Annotated in this window: 12 protein-coding genes and 5 pseudogenes; 10 read left to right on the forward strand and 7 right to left on the reverse strand. The window is 74.1% G+C overall.

Annotation, left to right across the window (positions count from 1 at the left end):
- Positions 1-47 precede the first annotated feature (47 nt).
- Together ACFV18_RS04030 and ACFV18_RS04035 are read left to right on the forward strand one after the other, a co-directional pair.
- Positions 48-764, forward strand: coding sequence for an iron-containing redox enzyme family protein (locus ACFV18_RS04030; RefSeq protein ID WP_380478933.1), 717 nt, complete (start codon positions 48-50; stop codon positions 762-764).
- Between the two features lie 117 nt (positions 765-881).
- Complete coding sequence (locus tag ACFV18_RS04035; RefSeq protein WP_380478935.1) at positions 882-1,100, forward strand: CDGSH iron-sulfur domain-containing protein; 219 nt, start codon at positions 882-884, stop codon at positions 1,098-1,100.
- Between the two features lie 79 nt (positions 1,101-1,179).
- Here ACFV18_RS04035 and ACFV18_RS04040 read toward each other — a convergent pair whose 3' ends face one another.
- Positions 1,180-2,238 carry a DNA topoisomerase IB gene (locus ACFV18_RS04040; protein ID WP_380478936.1) on the reverse strand — a complete coding sequence of 353 codons (1,059 nt, stop codon included), beginning with the start codon at positions 2,236-2,238 and terminating at the stop codon, positions 1,180-1,182.
- Entirely contained in the window at positions 2,186-2,749 is a 564-nt protein-coding gene (locus tag ACFV18_RS04045) for a CinA family protein (protein ID WP_380478938.1), read from the reverse strand. The genes ACFV18_RS04040 and ACFV18_RS04045 overlap by 53 nt, the downstream gene beginning before the upstream one ends.
- Positions 2,750-3,018: 269 nt before the next feature.
- On the opposite strand from ACFV18_RS04045, the pseudogene ACFV18_RS04050 reads away from it, so the two are divergent.
- Positions 3,019-3,237 (forward strand): annotated as a pseudogene (locus ACFV18_RS04050) (IS701 family transposase); the annotation flags it as partial.
- Between the two features lie 75 nt (positions 3,238-3,312).
- On the opposite strand, the gene ACFV18_RS04055 reads toward ACFV18_RS04050, so the two are convergent.
- A complete protein-coding gene (locus ACFV18_RS04055) occupies positions 3,313-3,720 on the reverse strand; it encodes a RidA family protein (RefSeq protein WP_266571041.1) in 408 nt (135 codons plus the stop codon).
- A 142-nt stretch (positions 3,721-3,862) separates the two neighbouring features.
- Here ACFV18_RS04055 and ACFV18_RS04060 point away from each other — a divergent pair, with 142 nt between their 5' ends.
- Both ACFV18_RS04060 and ACFV18_RS04065 read left to right on the forward strand, forming a co-directional pair.
- Positions 3,863-4,243: a winged helix-turn-helix transcriptional regulator gene (locus ACFV18_RS04060; RefSeq protein ID WP_380478941.1), complete on the forward strand. Its 381-nt coding sequence runs from the start codon at positions 3,863-3,865 to the stop codon at positions 4,241-4,243.
- 60 nt (positions 4,244-4,303) lie between these two features.
- Positions 4,304-4,528: pseudogene (locus tag ACFV18_RS04065) on the forward strand (transposase); the annotation flags it as partial.
- 31 nt (positions 4,529-4,559) lie between these two features.
- Here ACFV18_RS04065 and gvpO read toward each other — a convergent pair.
- Positions 4,560-4,688, reverse strand: a pseudogene (gene gvpO / locus ACFV18_RS04070) (gas vesicle protein GvpO); the annotation flags it as partial.
- Between the two features lie 156 nt (positions 4,689-4,844).
- Between gvpO and ACFV18_RS04075 the strand changes: the two are divergent.
- Together ACFV18_RS04075 and ACFV18_RS04080 are read left to right on the forward strand one after the other, a co-directional pair.
- Positions 4,845-5,276 (forward strand): annotated as a pseudogene (locus ACFV18_RS04075) (cyclase); the annotation flags it as partial.
- Between the two features lie 105 nt (positions 5,277-5,381).
- Positions 5,382-5,555, forward strand: coding sequence for a CsbD family protein (locus ACFV18_RS04080; RefSeq protein WP_380478943.1), 174 nt, complete (start codon positions 5,382-5,384; stop codon positions 5,553-5,555).
- Between the two features lie 53 nt (positions 5,556-5,608).
- Here the strand turns inward: ACFV18_RS04080 and ACFV18_RS04085 are convergent, their stop codons facing one another.
- Positions 5,609-6,349 (reverse strand): recombinase family protein, encoded by a 741-nt coding sequence (locus ACFV18_RS04085; RefSeq protein ID WP_380479255.1) that lies wholly within the window; start codon positions 6,347-6,349, stop codon positions 5,609-5,611.
- Between ACFV18_RS04085 and ACFV18_RS04090 the strand changes: the two are divergent.
- A pseudogene (locus ACFV18_RS04090) lies at positions 6,339-6,479 on the forward strand (exodeoxyribonuclease III); the annotation flags it as partial. The gene ACFV18_RS04085 and the pseudogene ACFV18_RS04090 sit on opposite strands and share 11 nt — an antisense overlap.
- A gap of 53 nt (positions 6,480-6,532) precedes the next feature.
- On the opposite strand, the gene ACFV18_RS04095 reads toward ACFV18_RS04090, so the two are convergent.
- Positions 6,533-7,117 carry an RNA polymerase sigma factor gene (locus ACFV18_RS04095; RefSeq protein ID WP_380478944.1) on the reverse strand — a complete coding sequence of 195 codons (585 nt, stop codon included), beginning with the start codon at positions 7,115-7,117 and terminating at the stop codon, positions 6,533-6,535.
- Positions 7,111-8,361 carry a protein kinase gene (locus ACFV18_RS04100; RefSeq protein ID WP_380478946.1) on the reverse strand — a complete coding sequence of 417 codons (1,251 nt, stop codon included), beginning with the start codon at positions 8,359-8,361 and terminating at the stop codon, positions 7,111-7,113. Before ACFV18_RS04100 ends, ACFV18_RS04095 begins: the two co-directional genes overlap by 7 nt.
- Before the next feature lie 586 nt (positions 8,362-8,947).
- Here ACFV18_RS04100 and ACFV18_RS04105 point away from each other — a divergent pair.
- Both ACFV18_RS04105 and ACFV18_RS04110 read left to right on the forward strand, forming a co-directional pair.
- The gene (locus ACFV18_RS04105) at positions 8,948-17,743 is read left to right on the forward strand and encodes an amino acid adenylation domain-containing protein (protein WP_380478948.1); all 8,796 of its coding nucleotides are present in this window, start codon (positions 8,948-8,950) and stop codon (positions 17,741-17,743) included.
- A complete protein-coding gene (locus ACFV18_RS04110) occupies positions 17,736-21,515 on the forward strand; it encodes a type I polyketide synthase (RefSeq protein ID WP_380478949.1) in 3,780 nt (1,259 codons plus the stop codon). Before ACFV18_RS04105 ends, ACFV18_RS04110 begins: the two co-directional genes overlap by 8 nt.
- Positions 21,516-21,523: the final 8 nt, after the last annotated feature.

Raw genomic sequence — 21,523 nt, forward strand, 5'->3', positions numbered from 1 at the left:
GGCCCCAAAGGCCATGTCCTGGAACTGCGTTCGGAGGGAGACCCGCCGTGACTGCCCCTCCCCCGCCGACCGCACCGCCGCTGCCGGCCCCGCGCGGCCCCCTCTCCGCAGCCGTTCTGGCTGCCCTGGGCGGCTCCGGCCGGTACGCGTTGCCTTCGTCGGCACCGGTCGGCGATCCCTGGGGGGACGGCCTCCAACTCGCCCTGTACGTCTGCTATGAGCTGCACTACCGGGGCTTCGCGGGCGTCGATGACGGCTGGGAGTGGTCACCGGAACTGCTTGCCCTGCGCGCCGAGCTGGAGGCGGTCTTCCTCGCCGCGCTGCGCCGCGAGGTCGGGCGGCCGGCGCCGCTCGCCGAGGTGCTGGCGGGCCTGCTGGTCGACCCGCCGGACGGCGACGGGCCCTCGCACCACCTGCTGGCGCGCGGGACCAGGACGCAGGCCGGCGAGTACCTGGCCCACCGATCGCTGTACCACCTGAAAGAGGCAGACCCCCAGATGTGGGCGGTACCGCGGCTGCCGAACCCGGCGAAAGCCGCGCTGGTCGCCGTGCAGTACGACGAGTACGGCGCGGGCCGGCCGGAGCGGGCGCACGCCCAGCTGTTCGATCCCGGCGGAGTGCTGCTCCTCGTTCGGTCCTCACTGGCCGATCCCGACGCCACCGTCCGACGCTTGCGCTCCGCCGGCCTGCACACCGACATCACAGCGCGGAAGTCGCAGGACCCGACATCACAGCGCGGAAGTCGCAGGACTTCGGCCCGGTGATGACCTCCCGGGCGCAGTGGTTCGAGGCGAACGGGCTGGTCGAACCAGGCGTTCGCACCGAGGGGTTGGCGGTGATACGCAGTGTCCGCCCCTGACGACGACCCACCTGCCTCACGAGTGCGCCTGACTGAGCGCGGCCCCCTGCTGATCGACGGACCGGTGGAGCTGCTGCTGCCCGACGGCAGCACGCTGTACTGCGACCGCCCGGTGGTGGCCGTCTGCACCTGCCGTCGCAGCCGCCACTACCCGCTGTGCGACACCAGCCACCGCTGGCACGGTCGCTCCCGCTCCGAGCCTCCGTCTTCTTCCACTCCGGTACCGCCGGCTTCCCGGTAGGCCCGCCGTCGGGAAGATCCTTGGCGCGGTCGCGAACAGCGCGCACACCTGTGAGTTCACCCGGAGCGTGGCGTCTCACTCACTCGGTGAGCATCCGGGCGATGGCCCGCTCGACGTCCTTCCCGATCCCAGGCAGTCCGGGCCCCGGCGGCGGACCGCCGGCCGCCAGCTCGGGCAGGGCGTCGGCCACCGTGACACCGCGCTCGAAGCACTCGAACAGCTTCGGGTTCAGGTACGAGGCCCGGCAGACCGCCGGGGTGTTGCCCAGATACCCGGCCACCTCCCGCACCACCCGCGCAGCGGCCCGCCGACGTGCCGCCGACGAACACGCGGCCTGCGGCCAGGACACCGCCAGGCCGACGGCGGCGAGCACAGTCGCGTGCCAGGTGCGATGGTCCTTGGCCGTCAGGTCCGTCCCCGAAGCCTCCCGCAGATACGCGTTGAGTGCGTCCGCATCCACCTGCTGCCACCGGCCACCGGTCCAGGAAGCCCACAGGGCCGGCTCGGGCTCGTTCCGCCGCAGCAGGGCGCGGACCACGGCCGCGCACTCCCGGTCGATGACGGTCAGTTCACGCCGCCGTCCGGACTTGGCCGGGTAGGCGAACCTGATCCGCTCCCCACGCACCGCCACCTGCGCGCGCAGCAGCGTGGTCAGCCCGTAGCTGTCGTTCTCCGCCGCGTAGCTCGCCGACCCGGCCCGGAACATTCCCAGATCGAGCAGGCGCGCGGCCGCCGCCAGCACCCTGGTCCGGGACAGGCCGCGCCGCCCGAGATCGTCCGCCACCCTGACCCGTACCTTCGGCAGGCACTCCGCGACCGCCAGCACGTGGGCGTGCTTCGCTGCCTCCTGCTGTTCCCGGAACTGCGGGTGGTAGAGGTACTGCCGATGTCCGGCCGCATCGGTGCCGACCGCCTGCAGGTGTCCGCGCGGGTCGGGGCAGATCCACACATCGTTCCAGGCAGGCGGGATGGCTAGCGCGGCAAGTCGCCGCCGCACCTCGGGATCGCGGATCACCGCACCGTCGACGTCGCGGTACCCGAATCCCCGCCCGTGCCGGACCCTCCGCCAGCCGGGTCGATGCGGGTCACTGGTCCGCAGCCTCATCGTCATCGCCGCCCCCGCAGATACGGCCCCCATCGTCGGCGGGTGGGCGCAGAGTGCGGTGGAACAGTTCGAGCACCGCACGAACCGTGTTCGCCTGGACGGCGTGGCGGTCGCCGGAGACCGCCGCAGGCCGATCGACCAGGGTGAGCGTGGGCGTGGCCAGTGCCACGAAGACAGTGCCCGGCTCGGCGCCGCCGTGCGGGGCCGGCCCGGCAGCGCCGGTCGTCGCCAGGCCGTACGTGGTGCCGCAGACCCGTCGAACACCACGCGCCATCGCAGCGGCAACCTGCGGGTCCACCGGGCCTTCCGCCCGCAGCAGGTCCGGGTCCACGCCGAGCAGCTCGCGCTTCATCCCGGTGGTGTAGGCGACGACGCCGCCCCGGAACGCCTTCCCCGCCCCGGGCGCGTCCGCCAGCGCCACGGACAGCAGCCCACCGGTCAGCGACTCGGCGGCCGACACGGTGTGCCCTGCGGCGGAGAGCGCCGCCATCACCTGCCGCGCCAACTGCCCACTGCGGGTCGCGAAGGATTCGGTCGATGCCACGTGCACGCTCCGCGGCTGCCCCGGTCCAGCCGTCCAAAACGGCCGGCAGGCACCCGCCGGCACCGCTTGAAGTGCTGCACGCCGCGACCACCGTGCGCTCACCCGCGTTGAAATCCCGTCCTAATACTCCAGCTGTAGATCGTGATCTTGCTGGTTAGGGCCGGCGCGGGGACGGATACGGCCACCGTTGATCATCGTGAGTCGTGTGGACTGACGATGAGACGGTGGCCGCAGGTCACAGCATGGATCCCGCTCGATGGCGGGAAGGGTTCCTCGCTGTCGTCCGTGCCGACGAGCACGCCCGGCACCCCGCTCCGGAGGAGCTGATACCGCTCACCTGCCATGAGATCCAGCGCCTGTTCGTCGCCCCGGTCGTGCGCCCCGTGCACGACGCCGCCCACCGGATCGGCTGGTCCGACTGGCGGCGACGTCACCAGGCTCGGTCCCGAGCCGGCCACTACCACCGGCAAGCCGCGAACCAGACATGATGTGCCGAGCACGCTGGTTGGCAACTGAGCACCGCAGCTGGCCACTTCGGTGCTCAGCGGGCAAAGGGCATCTGTTCAGTCGAGGACCGCGGTGGCTTCGATCTCGACCAGATGGTCGGGAACGTCCAGTGCCGCAACGCCCAGCAGCGTGGCCGGCGGGACCGGGGTGGTGCCCAGCTTTGCGGCCGCCCGGGAGATCCCCTCGAGCAGCGGCGGCATCTTGTCGGGGGTCCAGTCGACGACGTAGAAGGTCAGTTTCGCCACGTCGTCGAAGGAGCCGCCAGCCTCGGCCAAAGCGGTGCCGATGTTGAGGTAGCACTGCTCGACCTGCGCGGCGAGGTCGCCTTCGCCGACCGTGATCCCCTCGGCATCCCAGGCGACTTGCCCGGCGATGAAGACCAGCTTCGACCCAGTTGCGATCGACACCTGCCGGTAGACATCGATCTTGGGCAATCCACTCGGGTTTACCAGGTTGACGGCCATGCTGCCTGCCTCCTTGTCCTGAGCGCCTGTGGGCTCGTGTCCGCCCAACGAGGGCACCTTCGGTCTCTTGCGGTTACTCAGGAACCGTAGGAGAGTGGACGCTGACATGGAAGAACGCACTTTCCAGTGACTGGGGAACCCGATGGTGACCAAACAGATCAAGGGCCCATCCGAGGGAGCAGACCTCAGGCGCGCGGACTCATTGGCGCGAGAGATCTTCTCCGACGTTGCCAACAAGTGGGCATTCCTGATCATCGAGACTCTCGGTGAACGCACCCTGCGCTTCAGCGAACTGCGGAACGAGATCGAGGGCATCAGCCACAAGATGCTCACCCAGAACCTGCGCATGCTGGAGCGCAACGGCCTGGTCGAGAGAGACGTGCACCCCACCGTCCCGCCGCGTGTCGAATACACCCTCACCGAGCCGGGCCAGGGCCTACGCGAAACCGTCGACGGAATGTGCGACTGGACCCACCGCTACTTCGGGCACATCGAGGCCGCCCGCCACCGCTTCGACGCCTGACCGCTGATCACGATCTACAGCTGGAGTACTAAGAAGTCATCTCATTTGGCTAGCTGGACTCTGGGCGTACTGATCGTGGAGCGTCTGGTGCCGGACGAGTTGTGGGAGCTGTTCCAGTTGGTGGTGCCGGCGGCGCCGACCCGGCCGCAGGGCGGTGGTCGGCGCCGTTACGGGGACCGTGAGGTGCTGGCGGCGATCGTCTTCGTGGCGACCTCCGGATGCACGTGGGCTCAACTGCCGCCCTGCTTCGGTCCGTCCGGGCCGACTCGCCTTCCTCGTCGAACGTCACCCGGTAGCTGGCCATCACACTGGTCGTTTCCGGGATGCGTTCCAGTTCGACCACCTCCACGTCGGCCTGCCACCCGTCCTCGGTGGGCTTGAGCGCGGAGACGGACTCGGGCTCGCGGCCCAAGAGCTCCGCCAGTTGCTCGGCCGCGTAGCGCATGGCCCTGGGCGCCGGGACCCGGCGGTGCCGGTGCCGCGCCTCGGTGGACTGATGGCTGCTCTCGCCGGTGCGGGTTGCGGACGCGCGTCGGGAAGCAGGTCTGCTCAGTCGGGGGTCCTCGTCCTTGCCTGCGGCCAGCCATGTTCCTCTCCGGACTCGGAGGGCGCCAAGGGCAGCACCCGCGGGGTCGTAAGCTTCCACGAGCTCACACCGACACTGACCCGCGTCGTCCTGGTTGTCGAGTACTACCCCCTCGGGGTTCTTCGAGAAGGCCGGGAACATCTGGCGCGCACAGGGACGCCGGCTGCGGCTTGACTTCAAGAACTTTCAGCGGCAGGTCTCCCTCAGCAACGACGAGGCGGCGGGATGGCGCGGTGAGATCCGCGACGGCGAGGTCGTCCGCAGTCATGAGGAAGCCATGGAAGACGAGGAAGCGGACCTGGACGACCAGCCCGAGGAGGAGTACGACGGAGAGGAAGGGGAAGACGAGTACGAAGAGGAAACCCTGAGGACGATGAAGAGGAGAGGGGTTACGCGGGTGGGGACCTTGAATTCGAGGAGGAGCCCTTCGAGGAGGGCCGCAGATAAGGATCGCGTTCGGGGACGAGAGCTTTTCCGATCCATTCCGGCCCGTTGCCACATCGTGCATGGGGACACGAAAGCGGCTTGCAGAATGGGTAGTGGAGGAATCTCATGAGCGCCAAGAAGAAGATCAAGCACGCCGCTAAAACGGCTGAAGGAAAGGTCAAGGAAGGAACCGGCAAGGCCGTCGGAAACGAGAGCCTCGTGGCCAAGGGAAAGGCCGAGCAGGTCAAGGGAGATACGGCGCAGGCAGGCCAGAAGATCAAGGACGCTTTCAAGCACTAACCGGATTCACCGAAGCTTGCCGGCCGCCGCTGAGTGCACCCTGTGCCACCTGGTCATCGGCTGGTACACCGACCCGGGTGGCGGGGGTGTCGAAGCGGGCGGTCTCCAGGGCCGTGGCGATCATCCACTGGCTCTGCCCCTGCGGGAGGAGCGTGCCCATGTAGCGGACGGCTTCGGAGGTGATCGGGTCCGGTTCCAGCGTGCGTCCGCCGCCGGGCCGGTCGACGATCCGGTAGCCGTACGGCGGCTGACCGCCCGCCCACCGGTCCGTCTTTCGCAGATGCCTGGTGCGCGCCGGCGACGCGGGCCTTGATCCGCTTGAGTTCCATCTCCGCGAAGATCGAGGCCAGCATCAGGAAAACCTTGGCCAGCTCGTTCCCGAACGACGACTCCCTCCCCTTGCGGTAGTCCAGGGTGATCCCGTCGTCGGTGAAGACGAGGACCTTGTGGTTCTCCTCCGCCCAGTGCGCCACGTCCGCACAGTCCTTCGCCGACCGGAACGCCCGGTCCAACGCGTCCCACTCGCCCTGCCGATCGGTCAGCCACGGCCCCAAGTCCGGGCGCTTCCACGGCGTGACCTCCGCCGACAGGTCCAGATCCTCGAACGACCCGACGATCTCCCGTCCTGCCCGTGCGTGTCCGAGACACGCGAACCAACCACCGCCCGAACCGGCGCCAAAGTCGTCGTACTGCCCACGGGTAGCCCCCTCCCGCCCAGGCCAGCAGACGCATCCGAACCACCCACACTCGAACGGGTGGACCCTTTCAGAAAACGCGTCGTTCCGCTGGAGGATCGACTACCAGATGGCTTCCCCGGGCCTGGCCGCCCGCTGCACCGGCGCCTTCGTCGAGCGTGCCGCCACCCATGAGGAGCGCTGGTCCGACCACGCGCCGGTGACCGCGCACTACGGCCACGGGTTCTGATCCGGCGCGCTACGACCACGGGTTCTGATCCGGCGGCCCGACAGGCGGGCGGGTCAGCAGACCGGCGTGGCGTTCCAGTGCTGGCGGAAGCGGCAGCGGGCCCGGTGCAGGCGGGAGCGGACGGTGCCGACCGGGAGCTGCAGGGTGCGCGCGATCTCCTCCTCGCTCAGGCCCAACACCCTGAGCGAGAGGACCTGTTGGTGCTGATGGGAGAGACGCTCCAGGATGTCGTCGATGTGCACCACGTCCAGTGGGTCGGCGGTCTGGGTGACCTCGGGGAGCGCGTCCGTGGCGGAGGTCGCCGAGAGCCGGGCGGCGCGGACGGCCTCCCGGACGGCGATGGCCCGCACCCAGCCGTAGAACGCCCCGGCGTCCCGCAGGCCGTGCACACCGCGGTAGACGGCGAGCAGGGCCTCCTGGGTGGCGTCCGGGCCGTACCGCCTGGCGATCGGCGTGCACACCCGGGAGACGTAGGGCGCGATGTGGGCCAGCAGGTCGTTGAGCGCCCGGCGGTCGCCGGCCTGCGCCCGTGCGAGCAGCCGCGCCGCGGTCGCGGCCGGGCTCGCGTCGAGGGCCGGGCTCGCGTCGAGGGCCGGGCTGGTGTCCAGGGCCGGGCTCGCGTCGAGGGCCGTCAGCACGCGGCGCTCCCTGTCGGTCCGCCGAGCGCGGCGAGGTCCAGGAGCGCGGACTGCGCCTCGTCGCGGAGGGCCGTCATGAAGGGTTCGCCGAAGCACTCGGTCCAGTACGGGAATTCCATCGCGAGGCGCCCGTCGAAGGTGGTCACGCAGGCCATCAGCGGGCTGCGTCCGGCCTGCGGGAAGTACTGCTCCCGCGCCGGCACCAACCGCACGTCGAGCAGTTCCAGCCCCTCGGGCATCGGTGGGGCCGCGACGGCTCCCATGTTGGTGACGATCACCGTGCCGGCCATCAGCGGCGGGAACTCCGGCACCCGGGGCATGATGCGTACCTCGAGCAGCGGCTCGCCGGCCTCCAGGGATCGGCGCAGTCCGCCGGTCACCGTGCGGGCGAGCTCCACCGGATCGCTGTCGGGGGCGACGTCGAGCGCCTGGACGTGGGAGGTGACGGCGGCGATCATCAGCTCGCGTGGCACCGGGGGCGTCACCCGGGAGCGCAGGTCCACGGGCGACAGGCAGCCGAGCGTCCGCGGGCCCTCGCCGGGCAGCCGCCGCCGGGCGGCGGCCAGCAGGGCGCCGGCCACCAGCCCCTGCACCGAGACGCCGAACGCGGCTGCCGCGTGGCGCAGTTGGGCGGTCTGTTCGGTACTCAGCCGCAGTCGGGCGACCTCGATCCGGCCGTCCTCGGCCCCGCCCGCGGCGTCATAGGACACCAGTTCGACCGGGTGGGTCCGGACAGCGGCGACGCGGCGCTCGAAGTACTGGGCGACGTCCTCCTCGGGGCAGGGCGGCAGCAGCTCGGTCAGCGGCGCGGGCCAGTCGGTGCACCAGGGCTCCGGGGCCGTGCCGGGTGCGGCGAGCAGCTGTCCGTAGCGCTCCCAGAGTGCGTGGTGCAGGGCGATGGCACTGTGGCCGTCGACGATGGCGTGGTCGATGGCCAGCACCACGGTGTCGGTGCCGGTGCCGCGCAGGAGGGTGGCGCGGACCAGCGGGCCGCCCACCGGCAGCGGGGCGTTGAGTTCGGCGGCGTAGCCGTCCTCGGCGCCCTCCCGCACCACCAGACGCGGCGGGGTGTCGAGCTCCTGGAGGACGAATCCGGCGTCCTCCCGCGCGATGCGGCAGCGCAGCGGTGGGTGCTTGGCGGTCAGGTCCGCGAAGGCCGCGGTGAGCACCTGCGGGTCGACCCCGCCCGACACCGCGCAGGAAATGACGGCCCGACTCCGCTGGCCGACGTAAAGCGTTTCCACGGGGCAAAGCAAGCGCTGCATGATGAGCCTTTCGAGCTGTGGTACGGCGCACTGTTCGGCGCTGCGGACGGCCACCTGGTCAGGTCCGGCCGAATCCGGATTTCCGCAGCGCAATTCGCATCCCCCGCAGCTGCTGCGGCGGACCCGCCGAATGGGTCCGCGCGCCCAGCTTTTCACCTGGGCACGTTTGCGCCAAGCTCGCCACTCAGACATGGCCGAATCGCGATTTCCGGCAGGTTCTCGGCCAAATCCGCACCGCCAGGGGAACCGGCGGATCCCGTTCCGAGCTGGCCGAACGCACCAGTTGTCCGCTTTTGTCCCGGCCGAACCCACCAAAGTTGACCTTGACCCAACAAGTACGGCTCCTGATAATGAGCCCGGAGTGATCACCGTCGCCAATGCAATCACCGGTGCGACGCCTCTCCGTTCCGGGCTCCGTCGAGCCCGAATTTACCTGCTCTTTCCCTGAGCTTTCATCCGAGATTTCCTCGGGTGCGCCGACACCATTTCTCGCACACCCCGACCCGCGCTCCCGCACGGGCCGGTCCCTCCTGCGGTATTCCGCTCCGCGCTGAAGGTTGGTGCCATGTCAGTCCATGAGGAAGAACTCCGGCCGGTGTCGGGCGCCCAGGAAGGAATCTGGTTCGCCCAGCGGCTCGATCCCGCCAATGGCGCCTACAACACCGGCGAGTACGTCGAGATACACGGCCGGATCGACCCGGCGCTCTTCGAGACCGCCCTGCGGCGCACGGTGGCGGAGGCCCAGACCTTCGCGCTGCGCTTCTGCGACACCCCGGACGGACCGTGCTGCGCGCTGCCCGCCGAGCCGGCCCACTGGCCGCTGCACCGGATCGACCTGAGCGCGGAGCCCGACCCCCGGGGCGCGGCCGAGGCCTGGATACGCGCCGACCTGGCCACCGCCGTGGACCTGGAGAGCGGCCCGCTGTTCACCCACGCGCTGTTCACACTCGGCCCCGACCACTACGCGTGGTCCCTGCGCGCCCACCACATCCTGCTGGACGGCTACAGCTACAAGCTGGTGGCCCGCCGGCTGGCCGAGACGTACAGCGCGCTGGCCGCGGGCAGCGAGGTCCCGCCGGATCCGTTCGGCCCGATCGGCCCGCTGCTGGAGGCCGACGCCGCGTACCGTTCCTCGGAGCGCTTCGCCCGGCACCGCGCGTACTGGACCGAGCGCCTGGCCGGCGCGCCCGCGCCGGTGCGACTGAGCGCGCGCACCGCGCCGCCGGTCTATCCGTTCCGCCGCCGGGCCACCGTGCTGCCCGACGCCGCGGGCCTGGCGGCGGCCGCCGGCCGCCTCGGCGCCTCCCGCACCGACCTGCTGGTGGCCGCCGTGGCCGCCTACCTGCACCGGGTGACCGGCGCGGAGGACCTGGTGCTCGGGCTGGCCACGATGAGCCGTCCGGGTTCGGCCGCGCTGCGCACGCCCGGCACCACCTCCGACATCCTGCCGCTCCGGGTCGCGGTGAGCCCGGGCACCACCGTGGGCGAGCTGGTGCGCCAGGTCGCCGCCGAGCTGGCCGCCCTGCGGCGCCACCAGGAGTACCGAGGCGAGTACCTGCGCCGTGACCTGGGCCTGCTCGACGGAGGGCGAGCGCTGTACGGGCCGGTGGTCAACCTGATCCCGTTCAGCGAGGACCTGCGCTTCGCCGGGCACCCGGCCACCTCGCACCACCTCACCGGCGGCGCCGTCGAGGACCTGCAGATCAACGTCCGGCCCGCCGAGGACGGTCCCGGGCTGTGGCTGGCCTTCGACGCGAACCCCGCGGCGTACACCGACCGGGAACTGACCGCACACCAGCAGCGCTTCGTGCACCTGCTCGACCAACTGGCCACCGCCGAGCCCGGCCTGCCGCTCGGCCGCACCTCGCTGCTGCTGCCGCACGAGCACGAGCAGCTGCCCGAGCTCACCCCGGCACCGCCGCTGCCCGCCGGCCTCACCGAGGCGGCCCGTGGCACCCTCGCGGCCCGGTTCGAGGAGCAGGCGGCCCGCACCCCGCAGGCGCCGGCCGTCACCGACGAGCACGGCACCCTGACCTACGCCCGGCTCAACGACCGGGCCAACCGGCTCGCCCGCCTGCTGGCGTCGCGCGGCGCCGGCCCCGGCCGTCTGGTGGCACTGGCCCTGCCGCGCACCGCCGAGCTGGTCACCGCCGTCCTCGCCGTGCTCAAGACCGGCGCCGGATACCTGCCGCTGGATCCGGCCCAGCCCGCCGAGCGACTGCGCCTGGTGACCGAGGACGCCGCGCCGCTGCTCACCGTCACCGACACCGGCAGCGCCGGGAAGCTGCCCACGGACGGCCCGGTGCCCGTGGTGCTCGGCGCGCCGCAGGACGAGCGGGACATCGCCGCGCTCTCCCCCGCCGACCTCACGGACGCCGACCGGACCGCGCCGCTCACCCCGGACACCGTCGCGTACGTCATCCACACCTCGGGCTCGACCGGCCGGCCCAAGGGCGTGCCGATCCCGCACAGCAACGTGCTGCGGCTGTTCGCCGCCGCCGCCGAGCACTTCACCTTCGGCCCCGAGGACGTGTGGACGCTCTTCCACTCCTACGCCTTCGACTTCTCCGTCTGGGAGCTGTGGGGCGCGCTGCTGCACGGCGGCCGCCTGGTGGTCGTCCCGTACGAGGTCTCCCGTGCGCCGGGGGACTTCCTGGAGCTGCTGCGGCGCGAGCGCGTCACCGTGCTCAACCAGACCCCCTCGGCCTTCCACCAGCTGGTGCGGGCCGACCAGGAGGCGCCCGCCGGTGCCGCGCCGCTGGCCCTGCGCTACGTCGTCTTCGGCGGCGAGGCGCTGGAGGCCGCGCATCTGCGCCCCTGGCTGGACCGGCACGGGGACCGGCACCCGGAACTCGTCAACATGTACGGCATCACCGAGACCACCGTGCACGTCACCCACCACCGGGTGACCCGGGAGTCGATCGAGGAGACCCGTTCGCGGGGCACCATCGGCGTTCCCCTCGCCGACCTGCGGGTGTACGTGCTGGACCACTGCCTGCAGCCGGTGCCGCCCGGCACGGTGGGCGAGATGTACGTCGCCGGGCCCGGCCTGGCGCTCGGCTACCTGGACCGGCCGGAGCTGACCGCGCAGCGCTTCGTCGCCGACCCGTTCGGCGCGCCCGGCTCCCGGATGTACCGCACCGGCGACCTCGCCCGGCGCGCCGAGGACGGCACCCTGGAGTACCGGGGCCGGGCCGACCAGCAGGTCAAGATCCGGGGCTTCCGGATCGAGCCCGGCGAGATCGAGGCCGCCCTGGTCACTCACCCCGCGGTGGCCCAGGCCGCCGTGGTGGCCCGCGAACTGGGCGGCGACCGGGCGCTGGTGGCGTACGCGGTGCCGGCGCCCGGCGAGCGGCCCGACCCGGCCGAGCTGCGGGCCCACCTTTCCGCCCTGCTGCCCGACCACCTGGTCCCGGCCGCCTGCGTGCTGCTGGAGGCGCTGCCGCTGACCGGCAACGGCAAGCTGGACGCGGCCGCGCTGCCCGCTCCGGACTTCGCCGCCGCCGCCGGCGGCCGGGCCCCGGACACCGCCGAACAGGCCCTGGTCTGCCGGCTGTTCGAGGAGGTGCTGGGCCTGCCCGGGGGCAGCGTCGGCCGCGACGACAGCTTCTTCGCCCTGGGCGGCCACTCGCTGAGCGCCACCCGGCTGCTCTCCCGGCTGCGCCTGGAGACCGGTCAACAGGTGCCGGTGGCGGCGATGTTCGACGCCCCGACGCCCGCCGGGGTGGCCGGGCGGCTGACGCCCGACGGCCCCAAGTCGCCCACCCGGCCGCCGCTCGCGCCCGCCGCGCGCCCCGAGCCGCTGCCGCTCTCCCACGGGCAGGAGAGCATGTGGTTCCTCCACCGGATCGACGCCTCCGGCGCGACCTACAACATCCCCCTGGTGGTACCGCTGGCCGCCGAGCCGGAGGTCGAGGCGCTGCGTGCGGCGCTGGCCGACCTGGCCGACCGGCACGAGAGCCTGCGCACCCTGCTGGTGGAGACGGAGGGCCGGCCCCGGCAGCTGGTGCTGCCCGCCGGGGAGCGCGCCCCCCAGCTGACCGAGGTCGACTGCCCGGCCGAGGAGGTCGCCGCGCAGCTCGCCGCCACGCTGCGCCACCGCTTCGACCTGGCGGGCGAACTGCCGCTGCGCGCCTGGCTGCTGGGCACCGGCCAGGACCGCGTGCTGGTCCTGAACCTGCACCACAGCGCCGGTGACGGATGGTCGCTGCGCCCGCTGGCCGACGACCTGTCCACGGCCTACGCGGCCCGGGTCGCGGGCCGGGGCCCCGAGTGGCGCCCGCTGCCGGTGCAGTACGCCGACTGGGCGCTGTGGCAGCGCCGCCTGCTCGCCCCGCCGCCGGACGGGACGGACCTGCTGGAGCAGCAACTGGCGTTCTGGCGCCGGACGCTGGCCGACCTGCCGGAGGACGCGGGACTGCCCGCGGACCGGCCCCGGGGCGAGCGGCCCGGCGACCGTGGCGCGGCCCGCACGCTGACCGTGGACGCCGATCTGCACCGGGCGCTGCTGCGGCTCGCCGAGGACGGCGAGGCCAGCCTGTTCATGGTGCTGCAGGCCGCGCTGGGCGCGCTCCTCGCCCGCTGGGGCGCCGGCCCGGTGATCGCGATCGGCACGCCCGTCGCCGGCCGCACCGACCCGGCGCTGGACGACCTGGTCGGCCTGCTGACCAACACCCTGGTGCTGCCCACCGACACCTCCGGCGACCCGGACTTCCGCACCCTGCTGGCCCGGGTACGGGCCCTCGACCTGGCCGCCTACGACCACCAGGACCTCCCGTTCCCGCTGCTGGTGGAGGCCCTCAACCCGCCCCGGCACCCGGCCCGGCACCCGCTGTTCCAGGTGATGCTGGCGCTGCAGAACGCGGGCGAGGCCGTGCTGCGGCTGGGCCCGACCACCGCGCCGCTGCGGCCCACCGCGACCGGCACCGCCAAGTTCGACCTGTTCCTCGACGTGGTGGAGCGCTTGGACGAGCAGGGCGCCCCGGCCGGCCTGGACTGCCATCTGGAATACGCCACCGGGCTGTTCGACGAGGCCACGGCCCAGTCCCTGACGCAGGCACTGCACGGGCTGCTGGCCTCGGTCGCCGCCGACCCGGCACAGCGACTGGGTGCGCTGCCCGCCCCCAGGCCGCCGCACGGCGAGGCCGATCCGGCCGGGCCCGGCACCGACCCGGCGGCGCTGGAGCGCTCCGCACTGGCCGCGGGCGGGCTGCACGCGGCGGCCGCCGTCGCCGAAGGGGACGGTCCGCCACGGCTGTTCGCGGTGCCCGCCCGCCTGGGGGCCGCCGAGCAGGCCGCGCGGGCGCTCGGCACCGACGCCCGGCTGACCGCCGTCGGCACCCTGCCGTACGACGCCGACGGCGCGCTGGACACCGCCGCGCTGCTGAGCCTTCCGCCGCTCGACCGGGTGAGCGCCGAGCAGTGGCAGCGCGCGCTGGCCGCGCTGCCCGGCGTCCGCGCGGCCACCGTCGAACTGGAGGACGCGCCCGAGGAGTTGGGCACCCGGCGACCGGCCGCCGCCCGGCGGCGCCCGGTGGCGCAGCAGTCGGCCGGGGCAGCAGCCGGCACGGAGGCGCCGCTCGCGGTGAGCACCGGCCCCGAACTGCCGGAGCCCTCGGTGGGCAGCTGGGCCGAGGCGCTGCGCCGCGCCGCCGCGGCCGGGGAGCACGCGGAGGTGGTGCACGTCCGCGCGGACGGCTCGGAGACCCGGCGCAGCTACGCCTCGCTGGTCCCGGAGGCGTCCCGGGTGCTGGGCGGGCTGCGGGCCCTCGGGCTGCGCCCCGGCGACCGGGTGATCCTGCAGTGCGAGGACACCGAGGACTACCTGGCCGCGCTGTGGGGCTGCATCCTGGGCGGCATCACGGCCGTCCCGCTGACCGTGCCCGCCTCCTACGAGGCCGCGTCGGCGGCACTGACCAAGCTGGAGGGCATCTGGCGGATGCTGGGCATGCCGCCGGTGGTCACCACCACGGCCGGCGAGCCGGGGCTGCGCGGCCTGGCGGAGCGGCGCGGCTGGCCGGAGCTGCGGCTGGCCACGGTGGACGCGCTGCGCCAGGGCCCGGAGGACCTGGACTGGTACCGGGCGCGGCCGGACGACCTGCTGCTGATGCTGATGACCTCGGGCAGCACCGGCCTGCCGAAGGCGGTGCGGCTGACCCACCGCAACGTGCTCACCCGCTCGGCGGCCGCCGCGCTCACCAACGACCTGTCGGCCGCCGACGTCTCGCTCAACTGGATTCCGCTGGACCACGTGACCGGCGTGGTGATGTTCCACCTGCGCGACGTCTACCTGACCTGTCGTCAGGTCCACGCGCCGACCGGCTGGCTGCTCCAGGATCCGCTGCGCTGGCTCGACCTGGCCGACCGCCACCGGGTGAGCGTCACCTGGGCGCCCAACTTCGCCTTCGGCCTGGTGGCCGAGCACGCCGAGCGGATGGCGGGCCGCCGCTGGGACCTGTCGCCGATGCGGCTGGTGATGAACGCGGGCGAGGTCGTGGTGGCCGCCACCGCCCGCAGCTTCCTGCACGTGCTGCGCCCGTTCGGCCTGCCGCAGGACGTCATGCACCCGGGCTGGGGCATGTCGGAGACCTGTTCGGTGGTCACCGACGTCAGCCTGCCGGGCGAGCCGACCGGGGCGGACGAGTCCTTCGTCAGCTGCGGCCTGCCGTACCCGGGCTTCGCGATGCGGATCGTGGACGGCGAGGACCGGGTGCTGCGCGAGGGCGAGGTCGGCCGGTTCCAGGTCCGGGGCACCTCGGTGACCTCGGGCTACCACGACAACGCGGTGGCCAACGCCGAGTCGTTCACCCCGGACGGCTGGTTCGAGACCGGCGACCTGGCGTTCCTGCGCGCCGGTGAGCTGTACATCACCGGCCGCGCCAAGGACGTCATCATCGTCAACGGCGTCAACCACTACAGCCACGAGGTCGAGGCCTGCGTCGAGGAACTGTCCACCGTGGTGCGCAGCTTCACCGCCGCGGTGGCCGTGCGCCCCGATCCGTCGGCGGGCACCGACGAGCTGGCGCTGTTCGTGCACCTGGCCGACGGGGTGGACGCCGCTGCGGCGCTGCGCGAGATCCGCGGCAAGGTGACCCGGGAGATCGGGGTGAGCCCGGCCCATCTGCTGCCGGTCCCGGCGGCCGCGATCCCCAAGACCGAGATCGGCAAGATCCAGCGCACCCAGCTGCGCAAGCGCTTCGAGGCCGGGGAGTTCGACGAGGTGCTGCGGCGGGCGGAGGAGCTGCTGGGCACCGCCGCCACCGTCCCGGACTGGTTCCTGCGGCCGGTGTGGCAGCCCGCCCGGCCGCACCGCGCGCCGGGCGGCACCCCGGGGCACACCCTGGTGCTGGCCGGTCGCGGCGAGCGGGCCGCCGCCGTGGCGGAGCGGGTGGCCGCCGGGCTGCGGGCGGCGGGCGGCCGCTGCACCGTGGCGACGGCGGGCCCCGGTTTCGAGCGCGCCAACGCGGCCCGCTACCGGGTGCGGCCGGACCACGAGGGCGACCTGGCCCGGCTGCTGGACCGGCTCACGCAGGACGGCCGCACGGTGGACGCCGTGCTGCACCTGGGCGCGCTGGACGGCGCCGACCGCGAGCCCGACAGCGTCGCGGAGCTGGTCGAGGCGCAGCGCGACGGCGCCCAGTCGCTGCTCGCGCTGGCCCGGGCGCTGGCCGCCGGGGCGCCGCACGGCACCGCCCGGCTGCCGCTGCTGTTCGTCACCGCCGGTTCCCGGCCGGTGCTGCCGGCCGAGCGGGGCGGTTACCTGCACGCGGCCGCCGGCGGGCTGGTGCGCACGCTGCGCGAGGAGCTGCCCTGGCTCGGCGCCGTCCATCTCGACCTGGCGGCGGACGTCGAGGCCGAGGAGGCTGCCGGGGCGCTGCTGACCGAGCTGGCGCTGCCGCCCGAGGAGCCGGAGGTCGCCCGCCGGTCGGGGGTCCGCCACCTGCGCCGGCTGGCACCGCTGCCCGAACAGCCGCCGACCGCCGAGCAGGGCGCCGAGCAGGGCGCCGAGCCGGGCGCCGACGGGCCCGGATTCGTCCTGGTCAGTGGCGGCCTGGGCGGGGTGGGCCGGGAGCTGGCCGCCCACCTGCTGCGCACGGCCGGCACCCGGCTGCTGCTGCTCGGCCGCACCGCCCTGCCCGACGGGCCCGACGGCCCGGCCGCCGACCGGGCCGAGGTGTACCGGCGGCTGCGCTCGCTGGGCGAGGTCCGCTACGAGGCGGTCGATGTGACCGACCCGGTGCAGGTGCGGGCCGCCGTGGACCGGGCCCGCGACGCCTGGTCGGTGCCGCTGACCGGCGTGCTGCACCTGGCCGGTGACCGGGACGAGGCGCCGATCGCCGAGCTGGATCCCGAGCGCTGGCGGTCCGCGCTGGCGGCCAAGGTCGAGGGCGGCTGGGTGCTGCACCGGCTGGCCGCGGAACTGGGCGCCTCCTTCACCGCCTTCTCCTCGGTCAACGGCTTCTTCGGCGGCTCGCTCAACGCGGCCTACGCGGCGGGCTGCGCGTTCCTGGACGCGCTCGCCGAGCGCCACGGGCGCGCGGAACGCCCGGTGCGCAGTCAGGCGTGGAGCGTCTGGCAGGGACGCGGGATGAGCGAGGGCTACCGTTTGGCGGCGCTGACCGAGGCCCGCGGCTACCGCGCCCTCGATCCGGTGGCGGCGCTGCGCTCGTACGACCTGGCGACCTCGGTGGCGGAGCCGCACCTGCTGATCGGCGCGGACCGCACGGCGCCCTGGGTGCGCGCGCACCTGGCCGGCCCGGCCCGGCCGGTGCAGCGGCTGGCCGGCCGGGTGGTGCTGGCCGACGGCGCCGACCTGGGGGCGGTGTGCGCGGGCGCCGGCGAGGCGGCCCGGGCGCTGGCCGTCGAGGGGCACTGGGTGCTGCGGGCCGCGGGGTCCGCCGAGCCCGGCGCGGCCGGGGCCGCGGACGGCGGCGCGGCGGACGCCGAGGCCCGGCTGGAGGAGACCATCGCCGGGCTCTGGGCCGGGGTGCTGGGCCGGGAGCGGATCGGCCGGGAGGAGAACTTCTTCGACCTGGGCGGCAGTTCGCTGCTGCTGGTGGCCGCGCAGGCCAGGGTGAACGAGGCGCTGGGCACCGACCTGACGGTGGTGGACCTGTTCGGCCACCCGACGGTGCGCGGCCTGGCCCGGCACCTCGCCGCGAGCGGCGTGCGCACCGCCGACGCCGCCCCGCCGGAGACCGCCGCCGGCACGCCGGATTCCGCCGTCGGCCGGCCCGCCGGGCCGACGGCCCCGAGCGCCCCCTCGGCCCTGGAGCGGGCCCGTCAGCAGGCGCAGCGGCGGCGCGGCGCGCAGGCCGCCCGCCGTACCACCGCACAGCAGAAGGGCGACAAGCATGACTGACCAGCACCTGGCCACCGACAACCCGGCCGAGGGGGACGACCCGCCGCTGATCGCGGTGATCGGCATGGCCGCCCGGTTCCCGGGCGCGGCCGACGTCGCCGAGTTCTGGGCCAACCTGGCCGCCGGCCGGGATGCCATGCGGCAGGTCGGCGAGGAGGAGTTCCTGGCGGCGGGCGGCGACCCGGCGGACCTCGACGATCCCGACCTGGTCCGCACGGTCTCCGTCCTGGAGGGCATCGACCGGTTCGACGCCGCGTTCTTCGGCTACAGCCCGACCGAGGCCGCCGTGGTGGACCCGCAGCAGCGCCTGCTGCTGGAGACCGCCTACCACGCCGTGGAGGACGCGGGGTACGCCGGCGGCTTCGGTGACCGGCAGGTCGGGGTGTACGCGGGGGCGGGCGACAGCCGCTACTACCCGGCGCACCTCCACCCGCAGTACGCCGGCCGGCCCGGCTCGGTCGCCCTGGTGCACGCGGCCACCAGCAACTCGCTGGGCACCCTGGCCACCCGGGTCTCCTACGAGCTGGGGCTGACCGGGCCGAGCCTGTCCCTGCAGACCGCCTGCTCCACGGCCCTGGTGGCCGTCCACCAGGCCTGCCAGGACCTGATCGACTACCGCTGCGACACCGCCCTGGCCGGGGCGGTGTCGGTCAACCCCTCGGCGCTGCTGGGCTACCGCTGGGTGCCCGGCGGTCCGTTCTCGCCGGACGGGTACTGCCGGGCCTTCGCCGCGGACGCGGCCGGTACGTCCTCCGGGGACGGGGTGGGCGTGGTGGTGCTCAAGCGCCTGGAGGACGCGCTCGCCGACGGCGACCGGATCCGGGCGGTGGTGCGCGGCTCGGCGGTGAACAACGACGGCCGCCGCAAGGTCGGTTTCACCGCGCCGAGCCCGGCCGGTCAGACCGAGGCGGTGCTGGCCGCGCAGCTGGCGGCCGGAGTCACCGCGGACACCATCGGCCTGGTCGAGGCGCACGGCACCGCGACCGCGATGGGCGACCCGATCGAGGTCGCGGCGCTCACCGAGGCGTTCCGGCACACCACCGACGAGCGCGGCTACTGCGCGCTGGGCTCGGTGAAGACCAACATCGGGCACCTGGGTGCGGCGGCGGGCATCGCCGGTTTCGTCAAGGCCGTGCTCGCCCTGGAGCACCGGCAGGTCCCGCCCAGCCTGCACTTCGAGCGGCCCAACCCGCTGATCGATTTCGCCGCCACCCCGTTCCGGGTCCCGACGGCGCTGGAGGACTGGCCGTCCGGCCGGTATCCGCGCCGCGCCGCGGTGAGCGCCTTCGGCGTGGGCGGCACCAACGCGCACGTCGTGCTGGAGGAGGCGCCGCCCGTCCCGGCGGACTCCCGGGCACCGGAGCGGGAGCGCTGGCGGGTGCTGCCGCTGTCGGCCCGCACCCCGGGGGCGCTGCGCGGCCAGGCCGACGCACTGGCCCGGCGGCTGGCGGAGGACCCCGGGCTGCGGCTGGCCGATGTCGCCCACACGCTGGCCGCGCACCGGCCGGCCATGCGGCTGCGCTCGGCGGTCGCCGTGCGCAGTGCCCGGGAGGCGGTGGCCGCGCTGCGCGCGCCGCTGCCCGAGCCGGTGGAGGTGGCGGACGGCGCGCTACGGCCGGTGGCGTTCCTGTTCCCCGGCGGCGGCACCCAGTACGTGGGCATGGGCGCCGAGCTGTACCGGGCCGGCGGGGTGTACCGGGACGCGGTGGACGAGTGCGCCCGCATCCTGCGGCCGGGGCTCGGCGGGGACCTGCGCACCGCGCTGTTCGAGCGGGTGGACCCGGCGGGCGCCGAGGCGTTCCTGGCGCTGGTGGTCACCCAGTACGCGCTGGCCGCGGAGCTCGCCGGGCACGGGGTGCGCCCGGCCGCGATGATCGGGCACTCGCTCGGCGAGTACACGGCCGCCTGCCTGGCCGGGGTGTTCACCCTGGAGGAGATGCTGCCGCTGGTCCAGGAGCGAATCCGGCTGATCTCCGCCTGCGGCGGTGCCACGGTCGGGGTGGCGCTGGGCGAGCGGCAGCTGCGGCCGCTGCTGACCGAGGGGGTCTCGTTGGCCGCCGTCAACGGCCCGGCCGCCTGCACGGTCGCCGGCCCGGCGGCCGCGGTGGCGGAGCTGGAGGGGCGCCTGGCGCAGGCGGGGGTGACCTTCCGCCGGCTGCGGATGCCGGCCGCGGCGCACTCCGCCGTGCTGGAGCCGGTGCTCGGCGAGCTGGCCGGGCACCTGCGCTCGGCCCGGCTGCGCCCACCGCGCGTCCCGTACGTCACCAACGTCACCGGCGACTGGGCCACCGACGCGCAGGCCGGCTCGGTGGAGCACTGGGTAGCCCACACCCGGCAGACCGTGCGGTTCGCCGACGGCATCCGGACGCTGTGGGAGCGCGGCAACCCGGTGCTGGTCGAGATCGGCCCCGGTGACACCCTGCTGAAGCTGGCCCGAGCCACGCTCGGCGAGCAGGCCGCACCGGTGGGGGTGACCACGATGCGGCACGCCAAGGCGCAGAGCCCGGACGGCCAGGTGCTGGCGGCCGCGCTCGGGCGGCTGTGGGCCGCCGGGGTGGCCGCGCTGCCCGATCCGGACCCGGACGGGCAGGTGCGTACCGTCCCGCTGCCCGGCTACGCGTTCGACCGCCGGCGGTACTGGATCGACGCCCCCGGGGCCCGCCCGGCCGGGGCGGCGGACGGCCCTGCCCAGAGCTCCGCGACGCGCTCCCCGCGCCCCTACCTGACCACCGAGCAGGTGCCGCCGCGCACCCCGCTGGAACAGGCCGTCACCGAGGTCTGGGAGGCGGTGCTGGGGGTCGAGGGCATCGGCGTGGACGACAACTTCTTCGACCTGGGCGGCGACTCGATGCGCGGCGTGCTGCTGGTGGGCCGGCTCCGCGAGGCCAGGGTGCTGGACGTGCCGGCCGCCGCGCTGCTGTCGGCCCCGACCGTGGCCCGGCTGATCGCGGCCGCCGGGCGCGGCGGCGGCTCCGAGTCCTTCGCACCGCTGCTGCCGCTGCGCGCCGAGGGCGAGCAGACCCCGCTGTTCTGCGTGCACCCGGGGGCGGGCGTGTCCTGGCGGTATTCCGGGCTGCTGCCCCACCTCGGTGCCGACCAGCCGGTCTTCGGCATCCAGGCCCTCGGGCTGGACGGGCGCCGGCCGCCGGCCGCCGACGCCGCGGCGATGACCGACGCGTACGTGGCGCTGCTGCGCGAGCGACAGCCGCACGGCCCGTACCGGCTGCTCGGCTGGTCCTACGGCGGCTTCGTGGCGCACGCCGTCGCCTGCGCCCTGCAACGGCAGGGCGAGCGGGTGGAGTTGCTGGCGATGCTGGACGCGCCGCAGCCGTACGGCCTGCCCTGGACGCAGGAGCAGATCGAGTCCCAGGTGGCGGCGCTGCTGCTGCGGGTGGCGGGCCTGGAGCCCGGCGACGGACCGCCGCCGACCGTGGCCGGGGTGCTGGCGCGGCTGTCCGGGGACGACGGCGGGACTTCGCCGGTGACCGGGGCGGAGGCCGAGCTGATCGCCGAGGTGATGCGCAACAACCTGAGGATCGCGCCCGGCTTCGCGCCCGAGGTCTTCGACGGCGACGTGCTCTTCTTCACCGCGAGCGCAGACCTGCCCGCCGCGGACGACCCGTCGCTGACCTCCGGCAAGGCCGAGGCCTGGCGCCCGTACGTCACCGGCACCCTGCACGACCATCCGGTCGCCTGCAGCCACTACGGCATGACCGAACCCGAACCGATGGCCGAGATCGGCGCGGCGCTGGCCGCCGCGCTGAAGTCGTGAACGGCCCC

Origin of the sequence: Kitasatospora sp. NPDC059673 (genome assembly GCF_042734215.1) — a bacterium.
Classification (GTDB): domain Bacteria; phylum Actinomycetota; class Actinomycetes; order Streptomycetales; family Streptomycetaceae; genus Kitasatospora.

Coding starts and splice junctions, on each gene's coding strand:
- ACFV18_RS04055 (WP_266571041.1), bottom strand. CDS start 3,720: ATGGCCGTCAACCTGGTAAACCCGAGTGGATTGCCCAAGATCGATGTC.
- ACFV18_RS04040 (WP_380478936.1), bottom strand. CDS start 2,238: ATGGGGGCCGTATCTGCGGGGGCGGCGATGACGATGAGGCTGCGGACC.
- ACFV18_RS04080 (WP_380478943.1), top strand. CDS start 5,382: ATGAGCGCCAAGAAGAAGATCAAGCACGCCGCTAAAACGGCTGAAGGA.
- ACFV18_RS04060 (WP_380478941.1), top strand. CDS start 3,863: ATGGTGACCAAACAGATCAAGGGCCCATCCGAGGGAGCAGACCTCAGG.
- ACFV18_RS04110 (WP_380478949.1), top strand. CDS start 17,736: ATGACTGACCAGCACCTGGCCACCGACAACCCGGCCGAGGGGGACGAC.
- ACFV18_RS04105 (WP_380478948.1), top strand. CDS start 8,948: ATGTCAGTCCATGAGGAAGAACTCCGGCCGGTGTCGGGCGCCCAGGAA.